Here is a 19,951-nt window from a genome sequence, read left to right on the forward strand (position 1 = left end):
GCCGACACCCCCGTCATCACCCTCGACGCCCGCCGCCGCGACAGCGCCAAGAGCGCCCTCATCACCCTCGTCGAACACGCCCTCCTCGCCCGGCTGCGGTAGCGGACGCGCCCGTGGCCCGCGGATCGAACCTCCACGGGCCACGGGCGGGTTGACGGATGGTCACTCGGTGGGCTCCACGCCCGCCCGGATCAGGCCGTAGGTGTACGCGTCCTCCAGCGCCAGCCAGGAGGCGGCGACGACGTTGTCGGCCACGCCGACGGTGGACCACGTCGACGTGCCGTCGGTGGACTCGATCAGCACCCGGGTCTTGGAGCCGGTGCCGTGCTGGCCCTCCAGGATGCGGACCTTGTAGTCGACCAGTTCCAGCTTGGCCAGCTGCGGGTGGATGCCTTCGAGCGCCGTGCGCAGGGCCTTGTCCAGCGCGTCGACCGGGCCGTTGCCCTCACCGGTGGCGATCCGGCGCACGCCCTTGGCCCACAGCTTGACCGTCGCCTCGTTGCCCGTGAAGCCGTTCGGGCCCTGCTCGCTGATGGTGCGCCAGGACTCCAGCGTGTAGAAGCGCTCCCGGCTGCCGCGCACCTCGTCGCGCAGCAGCAGCTCGAAGGAGGCGTCCGCGGACTCGTACGTGTAGCCGAGGTTCTCCTGCTCCTTGACCCTGGCGACCACCCGGCCGGCCAGGTCGCGGTCGGTGGAGAGGTCGTAGCCGAGCTCCTTGCCCTTGAGCTCGACCGAGGCCCGGCCGGCCATGTCGGAGACCAGCATCCGCATGGTGTTGCCGACCAGCTCGGGGTCGATGTGCTGGTACAGGTCCGGGTCCACCTTGATCGCGGAGGCGTGCAGCCCGGCCTTGTGCGCGAAGGCGGAGTAGCCGACGTACGGCTGGTGGGTGGAGGGGGTCAGGTTCACCAGCTCGGCGATGGCGTGCGAGATCCGGGTCATCTCGGCGAGCCGGCCCGCGGGCAGCACCCTGCGGTCGTACTTGATCTCCAGCGCGCCCACCACCGGGAACAGGTTGGCGTTGCCGACCCGCTCGCCGTAGCCGTTCGCGGTGCACTGCACGTGGGTGGCGCCGGCGTCCACCGCGGCCAGGGTGTTGGCGACGGCGCACCCGGTGTCGTCCTGGGCGTGGATGCCGACCCGGGCGCCGGTCGAGGCGATCACGTCGGCGACGATGTCGCGCACGCCGGCCGGCAGCATGCCGCCGTTGGTGTCGCACAGCACGACGACGTCGGCCCCCGCGCGGTGCGCGGTGCGGACGACGTCGAGCGCGTAGTCGCGGTTGGCCCGGTAGCCGTCGAAGAAGTGCTCGCAGTCGATGAACACCCGGCGGTCCGCGGCCCGCAGGTACTCGACGCTGTCCCGGATCATCTCCAGGTTCTCGTCCAGGGTGGTGCGCAGGGCCAGTTCGACGTGCCGGTCGTGCGCCTTCGCGACCAGGGTGACGACGGGGGCGCCGGAGGTGACGAGCGCGGCCAGCTGCGGGTCGTCGGCGGCCCGGCCGCCCGCCCGGCGGGTGGCGCCGAAGGCGACCAGCTGGGCGTGTTCGAGCGTGAGCTCGGCGGCGGCGCGGGCGAAGAACTCCGTGTCGCGCGGGTTGGCCCCGGGCCAGCCGCCCTCGATGAACCCCACCCCGAAGTCGTCCAGGTGCCGGGCAATGGCCAGCTTGTCGGCCACCGTGAGGTTGATGCCCTCCCGCTGCGCGCCGTCGCGCAGGGTGGTGTCGAACACGTGGAAGCTGTCGTCGGTACGGCTGACCTCGGTCATGACCCCTGGTTCTCCGTTCGGGGAGGTTTCGTACTGCTCTGCCGGTTTGTCGTCCCGGCTCCACTGTCCAGCATCCCGCGCGCGGCCCCGGTGTCCCCGAGCCCTTCGTGGGGGCTCTCGGCCGGTCCGGGGCTGTGCTCAAGGGGCGTTGCCCGAAAAGCGAAAAGACCCCTCGCGGGTGCGAGAGGTCTGCGCGCGGGTCTGGACGCTGGTGGTCGCTCCGCATCGGGTCCTGCGGGAGCGGTCACTGCGGACCGGCGCGCCTGCTGCTAATAATCAGCGACAGCGAGGACACGCTGGCAGTCTGGCACACCCTCCGCGGTCCGGCCCGCACGTCTCGCGATGCGAAACGGTGCAGGCCGGAGGCGGCGGGACGGCCGCGGAAATCAGACGATCTTGTGCAGCCAGCCGTGGGTGTCGGGGCTCTGGCCGCCCTGGATGGCGAGCAGGGCCTTGCGCAGCTCCATGGTGACCGGGCCGGGCTCGCCGGTGCCGACGGTCCAGTCGGCGGCGGCGGACTTGACCGAGCCGACCGGGGTGATGACGGCGGCGGTGCCGCACGCGAAGACCTCGGTCAGGGTGCCGTCGGCGTTGGCCTGCTGCCACTCGTCGGTGGAGATCTTCCGCTCCTCGACGGCGTAGCCGAGGTCGCCGGCCAGGGTCAGCAGCGAGTCGCGGGTGATGCCGGGCAGCAGGGCGCCGGACAGCTCCGGCGTCACGATCTTCGCGTCCTCGCCCTCGCCGAAGACGAAGTAGAGGTTCATGCCGCCCATCTCCTCGACCCACCGGTGCTCGGCGGCGTCGAGCCAGACCACCTGGTCGCAGCCCTTCTCGGCGGCCTGGGCCTGGGCGACCAGCGACGCGGCGTAGTTGCCGGCGCACTTGGCGGCGCCGGTGCCGCCGGGCGCGGCCCGGACGTACTCCTTGGACAGCCAGACCGAGACCGGCTTGACGCCGCCCGGGAAGTACGCGCCGGCCGGCGAGGCGATGATCATGAACAGGTAGGAGTTCGCCGGGCGGACGCCCAGGCCGACCTCGGTGGCGAACATGAACGGCCGCAGGTACAGGCTCTGCTCGGGCTCGTTCGGCACCCAGGCCTGCTCCTGCTGGACCAGCAGCTCGACGGCCTCGACGAAGGTCTCGACCGGCAGCTCCGGCATGGCCAGGCGGCGGGCCGAGGCCTGGAAGCGGGCGGCGTTGGCCTCCGGACGGAAGGTGGAGATCGAACCGTCGGCCTGGCGGTAGGCCTTCAGGCCCTCGAAGATCGCCTGGCCGTAGTGCAGGGTCATGTTCGCCGGGTCGATCTCCAGCGGCGCGTACGGCGCCAGCTGGGCGTCGTGCCAGCCCCGGCCCTCGGTCCAGCGGACGGTGACCATGTGGTCGGTGAAGACGCGACCGAACCCGGGGTTGGTCAGCCGTGCCTCGCGCTCCGCGTCGGACAGCGGGTTGGCGGAGGGCTTGAGGTCGAACGTGATGGGCGCCTGGGTGGGCGTGCTCATGGCTGTGTGTCCTTCACCGTGGGGTTGGTTCGGGCCGCCACCGCCGGCTGAGCGTCGCTGCGGGCGGATGAACGCCCGAACGTACGCACAACGGCACGGCCCACTGTCGATACTCGCATCCAGAGGGCCGTGCCGAACAGTCGCCTGTCGCTTGGGAAGCTGCAAGCTGCGGTTATGTGCTCCGGCCCCGCGGCCGGAGTCCCTTGTGGGGGTTGCGGCCCGTTCTCGGCCGGAACTCCGCTGGTCGGATCCGGCCCCCTCAGCCGGATACTCGGGCGGCGAGCGCGTCGCCGACCTGGGAGGTGCTGCGGGTGCCCGAGCGCTCGGCCAGGTCCGCGGCGACCGCGGCCTCGACCCGGGCGGCCTCGGCGGCCAGGCCCAGGTGGTCCAGCAGCATGGCGACCGACAGCACGGTGGCCGTCGGGTCGGCCTTGCCCTGGCCCGCGATGTCCGGCGCGGAGCCGTGCACCGGCTCGAACATCGACGGGAACTCCCCGCCCGGGTTGATGTTGCCGCTCGCCGCCAGGCCGATCCCGCCGGTCACGGCGGCGGCCAGGTCGGTCAGGATGTCGCCGAACAGGTTGTCGGTGACGATGACGTCGAAGCGCTCCGGCTGGGTGACGAAGAAGATGGTCGCCGCGTCGACGTGCAGGTAGTCGGTGGTGACCTCGGGGAACTCCTCGCCGACCTCGGCGAAGATCCGCGTCCACAGGTGGCCGGCGTGCACCAGCACGTTGTTCTTGTGGACCAGGGTGAGCTTCTTGCGCGGCCGCGCCTGCGCCCGCCGGTAGGCGTCGCGCACCACGCGCTCGATGCCGAAGGCGGTGTTCAGGCTGACCTCGGTGGCCACCTCGTGCTCGGTGCCGGTGCGCAGCGAGCCGCCGTTGCCGACGTACGGGCCCTCGGTGCCCTCGCGGACGACCACGAAGTCGATCTCGGGCTGCCCGGCCAGCGGCGACGCGACGCCCGGGAACAGCCGGCCCGGCCGCAGGTTGATGTGGTGGTCGAAGGCGAACCGCAGCTTCAGCAGCAGCCCCCGCTCCAGCACGCCCGACGGCACGCTCGGGTCTCCGATGGCACCGAGCAGGATCGCGTCGTGGCCCTTCAGTTCGGCCAGCACGCCGTCCGGCAGCGTCTCCCCGGTCCGGTGGTAGCGCCGGGCCCCGAGGTCGTACTCGGTGGTCTCCAGCTTCACCTCGGCGGGAAGCACGGCCTTGAGGACCTTGAGCCCTTCGGCCACGACTTCCTGGCCGATGCCGTCACCGGGAACAACTGCGAGACGAATCGTGCGAGACATGCTCGGACCCTACTCCGGTGTCCCAGGGACTGACACCTCGTGTCCACGATTCGGACGCGTACGGGTGACGGCGGGCCTGCCGCGGCGCCACGCCACCCGTTCGAGGGGGCGCGGGTGCCCCAGGACGCGCCGGGGGCGCGCTTAGTGTGGCGAGGATCGGGAGTCCTCGCGGAACGGGGTACGGCGCAGATGGGCGAGTGGCGGCGGGAGGGCGGGGTCTGTGCGGGGGCGGCCGGGCTGGCCGTGGGTGGGTACGCGCTGGCGGCGGGGATGCGCGGGGGCTGGCCGCCCGGGGCGGACGACCTCGCGGTGCCGTTCCACACCCACCTGTGGGACCTCGTGCACGGGCGGGCCGCCGGGGACCTCCTGTTCAACTGGAACAGCGGGTACGGGGTGCCGTTCCTCGCCGACTTCTTCGCCTACCTGATGAACCCGTTCTCCTGGCCCGCGGCACTCCTCCCCCGCGCCTGGGGCCACCTCGCGGTCTTCCTCGTCACCCTCGCGAGCATCGGCCTCGGCACCGCCCTGATGACGCACGTCCTCGGCCGCCTGCACCCGGGCCCGCGCCGGCTGCGCGCGCTCACCGCCGTCGGGTACGGGCTCTGCGCCTGGGTGCTGGCCGTCGGCGGATCGGCGCCGCACTGGCTGTGGGGCCTGGTCTCGCTCCCGCTGCTGTGCCTGGCCGGCGACTGGTGCCTGCACGAACGCCGCTGGGTGCTCGGCTCACTGTGCGTCGCGTTCGCCTGGGCCGGCAACCTGTACACCGCCGCGATGGCCACCATCACCGCCGGACTCGTCCTCGCCGTACGGCTGCTGGCGACCCCCCGGACGTTCCGCCACCGCGTCCGCACCACCGGCCGGGCCGTCACGATGGCCGTCGCCGGGGTCCTGCTCGCCTCCCCCGTCCTGTTCGTCGCCGTCCGGGCCGCCCGCGCCGCCCAGCCGGAGTCGCCGGTGGAGCCGCTCGGTCCGGACGGCTTCGGCGGGCACCTCGCCCGGCTGCTGCCCGGCACGCACGGCAGCGCCCCGCTGCCGGACGTCGCCATCGGCCTGTTCGGACTGCTGCTGGTGTGCGGGCTGCCGTTCAACCGGCGGGTGCGGGTGCGCGAGCGGGCGGTGTGGTGCGGCGCGCTGGCGCTGGTGGTGCTGAGCTTCGTCTGGACGCCGACGGTGTTGGTCTGGCACGGCCTGGCGATCCCGGCCGGCGGGCCGTACCGGGCGGCGTTCGCTCTGAGCGGGCTGCTGGTGCTGGCCGCCTGGGTGTCGCTGGCGCACCGGCCGGATCTCCCCACGCTGCTCGCCGGGGCCGCCGTGGTCGCGGTGATCGCCGGGCTGGCGGCGGGCCGGCACTCCGTGCGGCCGTCCACCTGGGTGCTGCTGGCGGTCGGCGGGGCAGTGCTGCTCGCCGCGCTGTGGGCGTTGGAGCGGTGGCACGCGGACCGGCGGGCCGGCGCCGCCCTCACCTGGGTGCTGGGCGGCGCCGTGCTCGGCAACGCCGTCTGGTCCGGCTACGCGGCACTGGCCCCCGGACCGGAGGGGACGGCCTCCGGCGCGGCGGTGCGGGCCGCCCACGCGGCGGTCCGCCGGGCCGAGGACTGGCCCGGCGGGCGCAGCGACCCGGGCCCGCACGCCTTCACCCCCAACGACCCGCTGCTCCTCGACGGCCAGGGCGGCGGGTACTTCAGTGGCTACCTGCCGACCGCCGCCGCCCTGCTCCTGCACGACCTCGGCGCGGGCTGGACGGCGGGCGGGCGGAGCACCGCCAGCGTCACCGACCCGGTCGGGCAGGCGCTGTTCGCGGTCCGCGCCCACCTGGACGACGGCCCCCCGCCGGACGGCTTCGCCCCCGGCCGGGCCGCCGCGCCGCCGCTGGTCACCGTGCTGCCGGCGGGCCACCGGGTGGACACCACCTCGGTGTGGTCGCGGCAGGAGTCGCTGCTCGGCGGCCCGGTGTACGACGCGCCGGTGCCCGTCCCGGCGGGCGGCCCCGCGCCGACGCTGCACGGCAGCAGCGGCTGGTCGCTGCCGGGCGGCGGCGCGGCGACGGAGTTCACGGCGGCGTGCACGCCCGGCGGGACGGCGTTCTTCCACGGCGTCTGGTACCGGGGCACGGTCAGCGGCCTCGGCACCACCTACCGCAGCGACGGCGACCAGCCGACCACCGCCGTCCCGGTCCACCGGCTGGGGCCGGTCCCGGCCGACGGGCTGGTCCGGGTGGCGCTGCGGTCCGACGGGGTGAGCCAGGTCCCGGCCCGCCCGATCGGCTGCCTGCGGCCGGGCGCCCTGGAGGCGGCCGTGGCCCGGCTGACGGCGACCGGAGCGACCCGGGTGACGGCCGCCGGCCACACGCTCACCGCCGTCCTCCCGGCCGGCTCGACGGGCACGGCACTGCTGTCCGTCCCGGCCACCGAGGGCTGGACCTGCGCGGCCGGCGGCGGCCGGTCCACGGTGCCCACGCCGGTCCTGGGCATGATCGGCGTCCCGCTGGACGCCGGGGCGGACCGCGTCACCTGCGCGTTCCGGCCGCCCGGCCTCACCGAGGGCCTGGTCGTCACGTCCGCGACCACGGCGGCCCTCGCCCTGGTCGCCGTCTTCACCCGCCTCTCCCGCCGCCGCCCGCCGCACACCCCGCGCCGCGTCCGCCGCCGGGAGGCCCGTGCGGCGCAGGCGGGCTGACGACACGCGGAGGGGCGGCCCGCGCGCGTCGTGCGGGCCGCCCCTCGCTGCGCCCGGGGGTCAGGGAAGCGCGACCACCTCCGCCCGCCGGGCACCCGGGTTGAAGTGGTGGAGCAGCAGGACCGAGGACGTGTCGCCCGCCGCCCGGTGGACGTCGAGGACGGTGCCGGGCTGCGCCGGGGCCGCGATGGCGGCCGGTCCGGCGAGCCCGGCCCGGACCGTGACGGCCGGGTGGAGCACGTCGACCGCGACGGTCGGCCGCACGCCCCGCAGGCCGATCGACCCGAAGGCGTCGGCCGGGTCCGGCTTGCCCTGGACGGCCGGGCCGGTCCACACGCCGTACCGCACGACGCCGTGGCCCTCCCCCACCCCGGGGAGGGCGGCGATCCGCACCGGCAGGACCAGCACCTCGCTGTCCAGCAGGGCGGTGTCGACGTCGCCCCAGCGGGCGTTGAGCGGCTGGACGTCCAGTTCGGCGCCGGTGCGGGCGTCGAGCGCGCGGGCGACCAGCACGTCGCTGCCGCGCTGCCGGTCGGCCTTCACGATCACGTCGGCGACGCCGTCCCCGTCGGTGTCCAGCGAGACCCGGACCCCGTAGAGGCCGACGGGTGTCGTGGCGGGAGCCCAGAGCCGGGCGCCGAAGTAGAGCGTCCCGGAGTCCGCGGCGGCGCCGACGGCCCGCAGGTTCGCCGCCCGGTCGCCGGGGTGTTCGACGCACACGTCCTCCGGCGCCGGGGCGTCCCCGCCCGGCTTCTCGGGCACGATGCCCGAGCCGGGCCGCAGCTCGGCGCCGCCGCCGGGCGGGCAGTCGGCCCAGCGGGCGCCCTCTCCGCCGAGGGCGAAGGCGCTGACGAGTCCCGGCCGGTCCCCGGGGGCGCTGCTGCCGCCGAGCACCAGCAGGGTGCCGTCCCGGGCGGTGCGTACCGGGGCGGAGGCGGTGAGTCCGGTGGCGGGCCGCGGGGCCGCGAACACCGGGACCCTCAGCTCGGGCAGGGCCGGGTCGGTGACGGGGCTGAGCAGGACGCGTCCGGACAGCTCGCCCCGGTAGGAGCGCGCCTTGCCGCCCTGCACGGCGTCGAGGGTCGGGTCCGGTGCGCGTCCCAGCTCCCCGGGGACGCTGAGCGTCACCCGGACGTGCGCGGTGCCGCCCGCCGGGACGTCGACCCGCTCCGGCGCCACCTCGTAGTGCGCGCCGGGCAGTTCGGTGGCCGCCGCGTACCCGGTGCGGTAGCTCAGCGGCGCCGCCGAGTGGTTGCGCACCTCGATCTCGCGCCGCAGCGCCGTCGGGCCGCCGACCTCGACCGGACCGAAGGAGACGCCGACGGAGCCCTCGACCGCGCCCTCCCCGGAGGCGTAGGCGACGGCCGGGGTGCGCACGGCCCGGTCGACCGCGGCCCGGCCGGCGCCGGTGCGCTCGGGGCCGTAGACCGGGCTGCCGCGGTCCGCGTCGAGACGGGTGTCGACGGAGGTGTTCATCAGCGCCGCCTTGACCTCCTCGACCGGCCAGTCCGGGTGGGCGGCGCGGACGAGGGCGGCGAGCCCGGCCACGTGCGGCGTGGCCATCGAGGTGCCGTCCTCGCGCTGGCCGCCGCTGCCGCTGCCGGCGAGGGCGGACCAGATGCTCTCGCCGGGGGCGGCGAGGTCGGGCTTGACGACACCGGGCAGGCCGATGCCGCGCGAGGTGAAGTCGGTGAGGGTGTCGGCCCGTTCGGGCTGGAGCTGGGAGACCGAGCCGTGCAGCGGGTTGCCGGGGGCGGCCAGCCGGACCTCGGCCCCGCCGGCCGCGGCGGCCTGCCGGAGGCGCTCGCCGTCGGCGCGGGCCAGCAGGGCGACGGGGATGCGGTCGTTGCCGGCGATCTCGGGCAGGTGGTCGGTGTCGGCGGCGTAGAGGGCGCCGATCGCGCCCGCGTCGGCGGCGTGGTCGGCGCGCGGGCCGGAGTTGCAGGCCCGTTCGGACTCGCGGCTGGCCCAGGCCAGCAGCGCGACCTTGCCCGCGAGCCGCTGCCGGTCGGTCGCGCTGAACGCGGCGCAGCCGTCGGACTGGTCGACGGGCAGGGCGAGTCGGCCGTGCACGTCGGCGGTGGACCAGCCCTGGTAACGCTCGCTCCAGTGGGCGGGGACGGCGCCGGCGAGGTCGGCGGGGGCGAGCACGGTGATGCCGTCGGTGTCGGCGTGCCCGTGCACGGAGGCGGCCACGGCGATGGCCCGGGCGGCGGTGCCGGGGCTGCCGCTGATGCCGTAGACGTCCCCCTCGTTGCCGGCGGCGGCGACCACGACGGTGCCGAGCGCGGCCAGGTGGTCGACGGCCACCGCGTCGGCGTCGTCGGGGCTGCCGAAGCGGCTGCCGAGGGAGAGGTTGACGACGTCCAGCCGGTCGCCGAGGTCGCCGTCGCCGTTGGGGTCGGCGGCGAGGTCCAGGGCCTGGGCGAGGCGGTCGGTGGAGCCCTCGCAGCCGAACACCCGGATCGCGTACAGCTGCGCGCCGGGGGCCGCCCCCGGGCCGATCTTGAAGCCGGCCGGGTCGAGGCCGGCCCGGTAGGGCCCGGTGTAGGTGCGGCCGTCGGCGGTCACGCCGAGGCCGGCCGCGGTGCCGGCCACGTGGGTGCCGTGGCCGTTGCGGTCGCAGTCGATGGGGTTGTCGCTGGGGTGCGGCACCGGCTGGTGGTGCGGGGAGGACGGGTCCGGGTCGTAGTCGTCGCCGACCAGGTCCTTGCCGCCGATCACCTTGGCGGTGGGGAACAGCGCGGCCGGGGCGGGCTTGCCCCGCTCGACCGACCGGTAGGCGGCCTCGGTGCCGGGGCCGCCGAAGTCCGCGTGGGTGTAGTCGATGCCGCTGTCGATGACGCCGATCCGCACGCCCTTGCCGGTGTTGCCGTCGCCCGCGGCGCCCTCCCACACCTGCGGGGCGCCGGTCAGCGGGACGGAGTACGCGTTGTCGCGCTGCTTGCGGACGATCGGGTGGACGGCCCGGACGCCGGGCAGGGCCCGCAGCGCGGCCAGCCGGTCGGCGGGCGCGGTGACGGCGAGGCCGGTGAGCAGGGTGCGGGTGCGGTACAGCTCGCGGGCGGCGGGAACGGCCCGGTGGACGGCCGCGGCGGCCCGGTCCAGCGCGTCGCCGGCCCTGGCCCGCTGGTCGGCGCCGGCCCGGGCGGCCGCCCGGCGGACCTCCTCGGGGGAGCGCCGGGCCCGCCGGGAATCGTCGGCGGCGCGCCGCCAGGCGGGGCCGGCCGCCTCGGTGCCGAGTTCGAGCAGGACGGACGCCGCGCGGTCGGACCCGGGCGGGTCCGTCGGCGGACTGCCGCCGGCCGGCGCGGCGGCGAGCGCGGCCGGGCCGACCAGCAGGGTCAGGGTGACGCCGATCCGGGCGAGCGAACGGCGGACGGTTGGCAGACGCACGTGGGCCCTCTCCCCCGGCAAGGGGGACGGATCCGCACACCGAGGAGGTCGCTGACGCCCGCCCGCGCGGGCGTCGATCACCCTTCCGGGGGCCCCAAATTAGGATGATCGCGCCGGCCGGTGCGAGCACCGTCCCCCGGACGGAGGCAAGGTGCACTCTCCGGGGTGACCGTCCGTCAGGCCGTCCGGCCCATTTGGCGGATGAACGCCCGGACGGCCCCGCCGGTCAGCGGTGGCCGGTCACGCCGCCGTTGTCACGACGGTCCAGCGAGCGCTGCAGCGCGGCGGCGGCGAAGGAGTTCCGCTCGGCGGCCCGGCGGCGGCGCGGGGCGCGGACGGGGGTGGCGGCGGGGGCGGCAGAGACGTGGCGGTCGGCGGTGGAAGGCATACCGGACTCCTTGGAAGCGGCGCGCAGAAGCACGACTTGGTGAGGGGAGGGGTACGCGCAGAGGCAGGGATCGCCTGCCCGTGAAGGCGCACGCACACACGGGCCGCGCGCCCTGGCTACAGGGGCGGCACACCGTATGGCGCTTCCACCGTACGACCCCGGCCCGGCCGTGTCTGCACGAATACTTGGATTTCCTAGTATATGAGACGGGAGTCACCCGGACGCACGCGAACGGGCCCGGACCGCCGTCGAAACGGAGGTCCGGGCCCGGTGCGGAGCCTCGGGAGGGTCAGCCCAGGTCGACCGACCGCGCGAAGCGGGCGCCGATCTCGGCGGCGATCGCCGACAGCACGTCCTGCGGGATCTCGCTGTCGACGGTGAGGGACGCGAGCGCGCCGCCGCCGTCCCGCGCGACCTGCATGCCGGCGATGTTGATGCCGGCGTCGCCGAGGTGCTTGCCGAGGACGCCGACGACGCCCGGACGGTCCTCGTACTTGAAGAAGGCCATGTGGTCGGTGAGCGCGACGTCCACGTCGAAGGCGTCCACGCCGACGATCTTCTGGGTCTGCTTCGGGCCGGCCAGCGTGCCGGAGATGGCGATCTCCTCGCCGTCGGCGAGCGTGCCGCGGACCGTGATGACGTTGCGGTGCTCGGGGCTCTCGCTGGAGGTGGTCAGGCGCACCTCGACACCGCGCTCCTGAGCGAACAGCGGGGCGTTGACGTAGGACACCGTCTCCGCCACGACGTCCTCGAACACGCCCTTCAGCGCGGACAGTTCGAGCACCTTGACGTCGTGCTGGGTGATCTCGCCGCGGACCTCGACGTCGAGCCGGACGGCGACCTCGCCGGCCAGCGCGGTGAAGATCCGGCCGAGCTTCTCCGCGAGCGGAAGGCCCGGGCGCACGTCCTCGGCGATCACGCCGCCCTGGACGTTGACGGCGTCCGGTACCAGCTCGCCGGCCAGCGCGAGGCGCACCGACCTGGCGACGGCGATGCCGGCCTTCTCCTGCGCCTCGTCGGTGGAGGCGCCGAGGTGCGGGGTTGCGACCACGTTGTCGAAGGCGAACAGCGGGGAGTCGGTGCACGGCTCCTTGGCGTACACGTCGAGGCCGGCGCCGGCGACCCGGCCGTCGCGCAGGGCGCTCGCGAGCGCCTCCTCGTCGACGATGCCGCCGCGGGCGGCGTTGACGATGCGCACGGTCGGCTTGACCTTGTGCAGCGCCTCGTCGCCGATCAGGCCGATCGTCTCGGGGGTCTTCGGGAGGTGGACGGTGATGAAGTCCGAGACCTCCAGCAGCTCTTCGAGCGAGACCAGCTTGACGCCCATCTGCGCGGCGCGGGCGGCCTGGATGTAGGGGTCGTACGCGACGATCTTCATGCCGAACGCGGACATCCGCTGCGCGACCAGGACGCCGATCCGACCGAGGCCGACGACGCCGAGGACCTTCTCGCTCAGCTCGACGCCGGTGTACTTGTTGCGCTTCCACTCGCCCTGCTTGAGCGCGGCGTTGGCCGGCGCGATGTTGCGGGCGACGGAGATCAGCAGGCCGCAGGCGAGCTCGGCGGCGGTGACGATGTTGGAGGTCGGCGCGTTGACGACCATCACGCCGGCCTTGGTGGCGGCGGAGACGTCCACGTTGTCGAGGCCGACGCCGGCCCGGGCGACGACCTTCAGCTTGCGGGCGGCGGCCAGCGCCTCGGCGTCGACCTTCGTCGCCGAGCGGATCAGGATCGCGTCGACGTCGGCGATCGCGGTGAGCAGTTCGGTGCGGTCGGCACCGTTGCAGTGGCGGATCTCGAAGTCGGGACCGAGGGCGTCGACGGTGGCGGGCGACAGCTCTTCGGCGATCAGAACGACGGATTTGCTCACGACAGTGTGTCCTTAACTGTCCGGTTCCCCGGCGCACGAAGGTGGCGTGTGAGGGCTGGGGAAGGTGGCATGCCGCGTAGGTAGACGCACGACGCTGTGGGCCTGACGCGCACTCGGAAGTGTATCGACGGGCGGAGTACGGGGCTGCTCCCGTCCGGCGAAATCACCCGGACGGGAGCAGCCTACTTGTACAAGCCCCCCGCGGGATCAGGGTAGGGGGCACGAGCGGACGGGACGGGTCAGGCCTTCTCGTCGACCCAGCTCATCAGCGAGCGCAGCTTCTTGCCGGTGGTCTCCAGCAGGTGGTCCTCGTCGGCCTTCTTGTACTCGTTGTACTTGGGCAGACCGGCCTTGTACTCGGCGATCCAGGTGTTGGCGAAGGTGCCGTCCTGGATCTCGGCGAGGACCTTCTTCATCTCGGCCTTGGTGGCGTCGGTGATGATGCGCGGGCCGGTGACGTAGTCGCCCCACTCGGCGGTCTCGGAGACCGACCAGCGCATCTTCTCCAGGCCGCCCTCGTACATCAGGTCGACGATGAGCTTCAGCTCGTGCAGGCACTCGAAGTAGGCGATCTCCGGCTGGTAGCCGGCCTCGACCAGGGTCTCGAACCCGGCCTTCACCAGGGCGGCGGTGCCACCGCAGAGGACGGCCTGCTCACCGAACAGGTCGGTCTCGGTCTCCTCGGTGAAGGTGGTCTTGATGACGCCGGCCTTGGTGGCGCCCAGGCCCTTGGCGTAGGACAGCGCCAGGGCGAAGGCGTTGCCGGTCGCGTCCTGCTCGACCGCGACGATCGCGGGGACGCCGCGGCCCTCCTCGTACTGGCGGCGGACCAGGTGGCCCGGGCCCTTCGGGGCGACCATGCAGACGTCGACGTCCGCCGGGGGCTTGATGAAGCCGAAGCGGATGTTCAGGCCGTGGCCGAAGAACAGGGCGTCGCCGGACTTCAGGTGCGGGGCGATGTCCGCCTCGTAGACGTCGGCCTGGATCGGGTCCGGCACCAGGATCATGATGACGTCGGCCTCGGCCGCGGCCTCGGCGGGGGTGACCACGCGCAGGCCGGCCTCCTCGGCCTTGGCACGGGACTTGGACTCGGGCTTGAGGCCGACGCGGACGTCGGCGCCGGAGTCGCGCAGGGACAGCGCGTGGGCGTGGCCCTGGCTCCCGTAGCCGATGACCGCGACCTTGCGGCCCTGGATGATGGACAGGTCGGCGTCGTCTTCGTAGAACAGCTCGGCCACGGGGGCACATCTCCTTGCGTCATGGGTGCCGGGTACGCGGTGCCTACCGTATTCGCACCCGGCGGGGTGTGGGGTCTTTGTTCAGCGTGTGAGAAACGCCGGTTACGCGCTGCGGTCCAGGGCGCGGAGCGAACGATCGGTGATCGAACGGGCACCGCGCCCGATGGCGACCAGGCCGGACTGGACCAGTTCCTTGATGCCGTACGGCTCCAGCATCCGGAGCATGGCCTCCAGCTTGTCCGAACTGCCGGTGGCCTCGATGGTCACCGCATCGGGCGACACGTCGACGGTCTTGGCACGGAACAGCTGGACGATCTCGACGATCTGCGACCGGGTCTCGTTGTCGGCGCGGACCTTCACCAGGACCAGTTCCCGCTGGATCGCAGCGGCCTGGTCGAGTTCGACGATCTTTATCACGTTCACGAGCTTGTTGAGCTGCTTGGTGACCTGTTCCAGCGGGAGGTCCTCGACGTTGACCACGATCGTCATCCGGGACACGTCCGGGTGCTCGGTCGGGCCGACGGCGAGGGAGTCGATGTTGAAGCCCCGACGGGAGAACAGCGAGGCGATGCGGGCGAGCACGCCGGGCTTGTTCTCGACCAGGACGGAGAGGGTGTGCTTGGACATGTCGTTCCTCAGTCGTTCTGGATGGGGACTTCAGTCGAGGTCGTCGCCGAAGTCGGGGCGGACGCCCTTGGCGAACTGGATCTCGTCGTTGCTGGTGCCGGCCGCGACCATCGGCCAGACCATGGCGTCCTGGTGGACGATGAAGTCGATGACGACCGGGCGGTCGTCGATCGCCATCGCCTGCTCGATGACCGAGTCCAGGTCCTCGGGGCGCTCGCAGCGCAGGCCGACGCAGCCCATCGCCTCGGACAGCTTGACGAAGTCGGGGATCCGGGTGCCGCCCTGCTCCGGCGGCTCGACGCCGTCGTGGCCGGGGCCGGCGTGCAGCACGGTGTTGGAGTAGCGCTGGTTGTAGAACAGCGTCTGCCACTGGCGGACCATGCCCAGCGAACCGTTGTTGATGACCGCGACCTTGATCGGGATGCCGTTCAGGGCGCAGGTGACCAGCTCCTGGTTGGTCATCTGGAAGCAGCCGTCGCCGTCGATCGCCCAGACCACGGCCTCCGGACGGCCCGCCTTGGCGCCCATCGCGGCCGGGACCGCGTAGCCCATGGTGCCCGCGCCGCCCGAGTTCAGCCAGGTGGCCGGCTTCTCGAAGCGGATGAACTGCGAGCTCCACATCTGGTGCTGCCCGACGCCCGCGGCGTAGATGGCGTCCGGGCCGACGATCTGGCCGATCCGCTCGATGACCTGCTGCGGCGAGAGTTCCCCGGCCGGGGCGGGCTCGTAGCCCAGCGGGTAGGTCTTCTTCCACTCGTCGAGCTTCTGCCACCACTCGGTGTAGTCGCCCTTGTGGCCGGCGTCGAACTCGGCCTGGACGGCGACGATCAGGTCGGCCAGCACCTCGCGGGCGTCACCGACGATCGGCACGTCGGCCGGGCGGTTCTTGCCGATCTCGGCCGGGTCGATGTCCGCGTGGACGACCTTGGCGTACGGGGCGAAGCCGTCCAGCTTGCCGGTGACGCGGTCGTCGAAGCGTGCACCGAGGGTGAACAGCAGGTCGGCCTTCTGCAGCGCGGTGACGGCCGGGACGGTGCCGTGCATGCCGGGCATGCCCAGGTGCTGCGGGTGGCTGTCGGGGAAGGCGCCGAGCGCCATCAGGGTGGTGACGACCGGGGCGCCGGTCAGCTCGGCCAGGATCCGCAGCTCGGCGGTGGCCTGCGCCTTGATCACGCCGCCGCCGACGTAGAGCACCGGGCGCTTGGCGCCCACCAGCATCTTCGCGGCCTCGCGGATCTGCTTGGCGTGCGGCTTGGTGACCGGGCGGTAGCCGGGCAGCGAGGTCTCGACCGGCCAGCGGAAGGTCGTGGTGGCCTGGAGGGCGTCCTTGGCGATGTCGACCAGGACCGGGCCGGGGCGGCCGGTGGCGGCGATGTGGAACGCCTCGGCGATCACCCGGGGGATCTCGGCGGGGTCGGTGACCAGGTAGTTGTGCTTGGTGATCGGCATCGTGATGCCGCAGATGTCCGCCTCCTGGAAGGCGTCGGTGCCGATCGCCTTGGAGGCGACCTGGCCGGTGATCGCGACGACCGGGACGGAGTCCATGTAGGCGTCGGCGATCGGGGTGACCAGGTTGGTGGCACCCGGGCCCGAGGTGGCCATGCAGACCCCGACCTTGCCGGTGGCCTGGGCGTAGCCGGTGGCGGCGTGCCCGGCGCCCTGCTCGTGGCGGACCAGGATGTGGCGCACCTTGACCGAGTCCATCAGCGGGTCGTAGGCGGGCAGGATGGCCCCGCCCGGGATGCCGAACACGGTGTCCGCGCCCACGGCTTCGAGCGAGCGGATGAGCGACTGGGCGCCGGTCATGGTCTCGACGACGTGCTGGGGAGCGGGAGCGTGGGCGGCCGGGTTGTCCCCGCGGCGGGGGGATGCGGCGTGCTCGGTCATCTGCCTGTCTCTTCTCGGGTTTTGCCGGCCCGGTGGTGCGGGCCCCAGGTGCTTCGAGGGTGGGGTCCCGGTTCGGGCCGATCGCCGGCTCTGCCTCAATCGTCCCGCTTTTCCCCGTTTCCGTGGGGTTCGCGGAGCGGTTGGGGCCAGGGGTCTTGCGTGGGTGGAACAGCGTCAGTGCAACAAAAAACCCCTCGTGCCAAGGGCATGCGAGGGGTGGCGCGTCGGTCTGTCACAAGCGGGGCGTGCGTGCCCGCTCAGCCGACGCGCCCGCCAAGTACGAGAATTCGGGTGCGCATGGCAACGACCTTCCTCCCGTCCGGGGGCGCGTGTCAAGCAGGTGGGACAGCCGTCTCGCCATGCGGACTCCCTCCCGGACCTGCCACGGCCCGGTGTTCGGGCAGGTCGCAGGCCCCGTGGTGATGTACGACACGCCCTCCCTGGGACTCCTCGCGGCCACTCGTCCGGGTGTCCGCGGCCAGGTACGCCCGGCGGGCCGACAGCGAGCCGAGCGGCCTCGGCAGGGGGTAGCCGCGGCGCACCAGCGCGCGGCGCAGCCGGGGCTCGTCCAGCGGCGGGGCGAACGCCGAGCCCTGGCCCTGGCGGCAGCCGAGCTCCTGCAGGACGGCGATCTGCCGGGGCAGGTCCACCCCCTCGGCGCCGGTGAGCAGCCCGAGGTCGCGACCGAGGCGCAGCGAGTGCCCGGCCAGGGTGCGGCTGATCGCGGACTCGCCGAGGTCCTGCACGAGGCTGCGGTCCAGCTTGAGACCGTCCAGCGGCAGCCGGGCGAGGGCGCCCAGCGAGCCGCTGCCGGCGCCGTAGCCGGCCAGGACGGTGGCGACCCCGAGCCGGCGCAATGCGGCCAGGCGGCGGCCCAGTTCGTCGGCGAGGGCGTCCGGGCCCATCCGGGCCACCTCGATCACCAGCTCGCCGGCCGGCAGCCGGTGGTCGCGCAGCGCGGCCGCGACGGTCTCGTACAGTCCGGGCGAGCACAGTCGCTCGACGGAGAGGCGGACCGCGACGGGCACCGGCGCGGGGCCGGTGCGGTTGCGGGAGGGCAGGCCGCGCCGGGCTGCGGCGGCCGCCACCGCCTCGTGGATCAGCCAGCGGGCGAAGCGGGTGGCCGCGTCGCCGTGTTCGGCCGAGCGCAGGAACTCGGCGGGGGTGAGCAGCAGGCCCTTCGCCGAGCGCCAGCGGGCCTGCGCCTCGACGCCGGCCACGGCCCCGCTGGCGAGGTCCACCACGGGCTGGTGGAGCAGCGTGAAGCCGCCCTCGCGGACGGCGACCCGCAGCCGCTCGTCGAGTTCGGTGCGGCGCTCCAGGTCGGCCCGCATGGCGGGGCTGTAGAGCACCACCCGGCCCTTGCCCTCGGACTTGGCCCGGTACATCGCGAGGTCGGCGTTGCGCATCAGCTCGTCGGCGCCGGTGCGCGGGTCGGCGGCCGGGCCGCGCTCGGGGGTGCCGAAGGCGATGCCGATGCTGGCGGCGACGGCGAGTTCGGCGCCGCCGATCCAGTACGGCTCGGACAGCGCGACCCGCAGCCGCTCGGCGAGCTCCTGGACCTGGAGGCGGCCGAGCGGGCCGCACACCAGCGCGGCGAACTCGTCGCCGCCGAAGCGGGCGACGGTGTCCCCGCAGCGGACGGCGCCCTGCAGGCGGCGGGCGGCCTGCACCAGGAGCTCGTCGCCGACCTGGTGGCCGGCACTGTCGTTGACCGCCTTGAAGCCGTCCAGGTCGAGGAAGAGCACGGCGATCCCGGCGCCCGACTCGCCCCGGCCGCCCTGCCGGTCGCGGGTGCCGAGGGCGGCCCGCAGCCGCTGGGTGAACAGCGCCCGGTTGGGCAGGTCGGTGAGCGGGTCGTGGAAGGCGTTGTGCTGCAACTGGGCCTGGAGCATGACGCGTTCGGTGACGTCCCGGCTGTTGAGGATCAGCCCGTCGCGGTGCCGGCTGACGGTGGACTCGACGTGCAGCCACTCGCCGGCACCGGAGCGGATCCGGCACTCGACCCGGGCGGACGGTTCGGCGGTGCCCGGCGAGCGGTGCGCGGTGAGGCGGACCCGGGCGAGGTAGCGGCGCACCTCACCGAGCACCCGGTCGACGTCCTCGGGGTGGACGAGGTCCAGCAGGTTGCCGCCGACCAGTTGCTCCGGGTCGCGCCCGTAGACGCCGAGCGCGGCCGGGGAGACGTACGAGAGCACGCCGTTGGCGCCGGCGATCATGATGACGTCACTGGAGCCCTGCACCAGGGAGCGGAAGTGCGCCTCCTTGTGGGCGAGTTCCTGGGCGAGCGAGAGGTTGTCGAGCAGCATCACGCCCTGGCGCAGGATGAGCGCGAGGCCGACGGTGCAGGCGGCCGCGGCCACCACCCGGTCGAGCTGGCGCCCGCCGAGCGCGTTGTACAGGATCCCGGCGGTGCACACCGCGGCGGCGGCGTACGGCGTGAGCGCGCTGAACGTGGTGGCCACCCGGCGGCGCGGCAGGCCGCCGGCCGACGGGTGCTCGCGCAGCGGGCGGCGCCAGCGCGGCGACCACGGCGCCCAGGCCAGCAGCAGGCTGCCGGAGAACCAGCCGGCGTCGAGGAGCTCGCCGGAGTGGTAACTGCTGTGCAGCGCCGGGGAGGTGAACAGGGCGTCGCAGATGACGGTGACGGCGAGTGCCATCATCGCGGTGTGCACGGCGGCCCGGTTGCCGTCCCGGCCGCCGAAGCGCAGCCCGACCACCAGGCTGACCAGCAGGATGTCCAGCACCGGGTAGGCCAGCTTGAGGGCCAGGGTCAGCACCGAGCCGCCCTCGCCGGCGGCGATCCGGCCGAGCGCCAGGCTCCAGCTGAGGGTGAACAGCGAGCCGGCGATCAGCCAGCCGTCCAGCAGGAGGCACAGCCAGCCGGCCGCGGAGCGCGGGCGCTGGGCGAGCACCAGGATGCCGGTGATGGAGAGCGGGGCGAACAGCAGGAAGGCGTAGGCGGCGAGCGAGTCCTGGGGCAGGGCGGTGCGCTCGACGAGCTCGTACCAGCCCCAGGTGCCGTTGCCGAAGGCCACCGTGAGCGAGGAGAGGCCGAACAGCAGCCAGGCCGGACGGGCGTGGCCGCCGACCGTGCAGCCGTAGACCAGGCAGGACAGCGCGGCCGCGAGGGCCGCCGCGGCGAGCCCGAAATCACCCATGAAGACCGCGAGTTGATGGGAGCCCCAGCCGGTCGCGGCGCCGCACGCGTAGCTGAGGCACAGGGCGCCGAGCGCGAGGCCGGGCAGGGCGCGGCCCTCCCGCAGGCGGCGCAGCGGGCCACGTCTCGTGATGGGCGCGTCGGTG

11 protein-coding genes and 1 pseudogene are annotated in these 19,951 nt (G+C 73.9%); 2 read left to right on the forward strand and 10 right to left on the reverse strand.

The window, feature by feature from the left end; genetic code table 11:
* Positions 1–102 (forward strand): annotated as a pseudogene (locus tag AB0C76_RS24425) (ATP-binding protein); the annotation flags it as partial.
* 60 nt (positions 103–162) lie between these two features.
* Here the strand turns inward: AB0C76_RS24425 and cimA are convergent.
* The 3 genes from cimA to AB0C76_RS24440 form a co-directional block, all read right to left on the reverse strand.
* Positions 163–1,767 carry a citramalate synthase gene (cimA, locus tag AB0C76_RS24430; RefSeq protein ID WP_359969239.1) on the reverse strand — a complete coding sequence of 535 codons (1,605 nt, stop codon included), beginning with the start codon at positions 1,765–1,767 and terminating at the stop codon, positions 163–165.
* Positions 1,768–2,153: 386 nt separating this feature from the next.
* Positions 2,154–3,266, reverse strand: coding sequence for a branched-chain amino acid aminotransferase (locus AB0C76_RS24435; protein ID WP_359969242.1), 1,113 nt, complete (start codon positions 3,264–3,266; stop codon positions 2,154–2,156).
* 259 nt (positions 3,267–3,525) lie between these two features.
* Positions 3,526–4,563, reverse strand: a complete 1,038-nt coding sequence (locus AB0C76_RS24440) for a 3-isopropylmalate dehydrogenase (RefSeq protein ID WP_359969245.1) — start codon at positions 4,561–4,563, stop codon at positions 3,526–3,528.
* 189 nt (positions 4,564–4,752) lie between these two features.
* On the opposite strand from AB0C76_RS24440, the gene AB0C76_RS24445 reads away from it, so the two are divergent.
* The gene (locus tag AB0C76_RS24445; protein WP_359969247.1) at positions 4,753–7,239 is read left to right on the forward strand and encodes a YfhO family protein; all 2,487 of its coding nucleotides are present in this window, start codon (positions 4,753–4,755) and stop codon (positions 7,237–7,239) included.
* A gap of 60 nt (positions 7,240–7,299) precedes the next feature.
* Here the strand turns inward: AB0C76_RS24445 and AB0C76_RS24450 are convergent, their stop codons facing one another.
* The 7 genes from AB0C76_RS24450 to AB0C76_RS24480 form a co-directional block, all read right to left on the reverse strand.
* A complete protein-coding gene (locus AB0C76_RS24450) occupies positions 7,300–10,635 on the reverse strand; it encodes a S8 family serine peptidase (RefSeq protein ID WP_359969250.1) in 3,336 nt (1,111 codons plus the stop codon).
* A 226-nt stretch (positions 10,636–10,861) separates the two neighbouring features.
* On the reverse strand, positions 10,862–11,023 hold the full coding sequence (locus tag AB0C76_RS24455; RefSeq protein ID WP_359969252.1) for a hypothetical protein: 162 nt from the start codon (positions 11,021–11,023) through the stop codon (positions 10,862–10,864).
* 289 nt (positions 11,024–11,312) lie between these two features.
* Positions 11,313–12,893: a phosphoglycerate dehydrogenase gene (serA, locus tag AB0C76_RS24460; protein WP_359969255.1), complete on the reverse strand. Its 1,581-nt coding sequence runs from the start codon at positions 12,891–12,893 to the stop codon at positions 11,313–11,315.
* A gap of 239 nt (positions 12,894–13,132) precedes the next feature.
* The gene (gene ilvC, locus AB0C76_RS24465; protein WP_359969258.1) at positions 13,133–14,131 is read right to left on the reverse strand and encodes a ketol-acid reductoisomerase; all 999 of its coding nucleotides are present in this window, start codon (positions 14,129–14,131) and stop codon (positions 13,133–13,135) included.
* A gap of 102 nt (positions 14,132–14,233) precedes the next feature.
* Entirely contained in the window at positions 14,234–14,758 is a 525-nt protein-coding gene (ilvN, locus tag AB0C76_RS24470; RefSeq protein WP_238951331.1) for an acetolactate synthase small subunit, read from the reverse strand.
* A 30-nt stretch (positions 14,759–14,788) separates the two neighbouring features.
* Positions 14,789–16,645 carry an acetolactate synthase large subunit gene (locus tag AB0C76_RS24475; RefSeq protein ID WP_359969261.1) on the reverse strand — a complete coding sequence of 619 codons (1,857 nt, stop codon included), beginning with the start codon at positions 16,643–16,645 and terminating at the stop codon, positions 14,789–14,791.
* A 332-nt stretch (positions 16,646–16,977) separates the two neighbouring features.
* A complete protein-coding gene (locus AB0C76_RS24480; protein WP_359969413.1) occupies positions 16,978–19,920 on the reverse strand; it encodes an EAL domain-containing protein in 2,943 nt (980 codons plus the stop codon).
* Between the last annotated feature and the right edge of the window lie 31 nt (positions 19,921–19,951).

The organism is Kitasatospora sp. NPDC048722 (genome assembly GCF_040650235.1).
Classification (GTDB): domain Bacteria; phylum Actinomycetota; class Actinomycetes; order Streptomycetales; family Streptomycetaceae; genus Kitasatospora.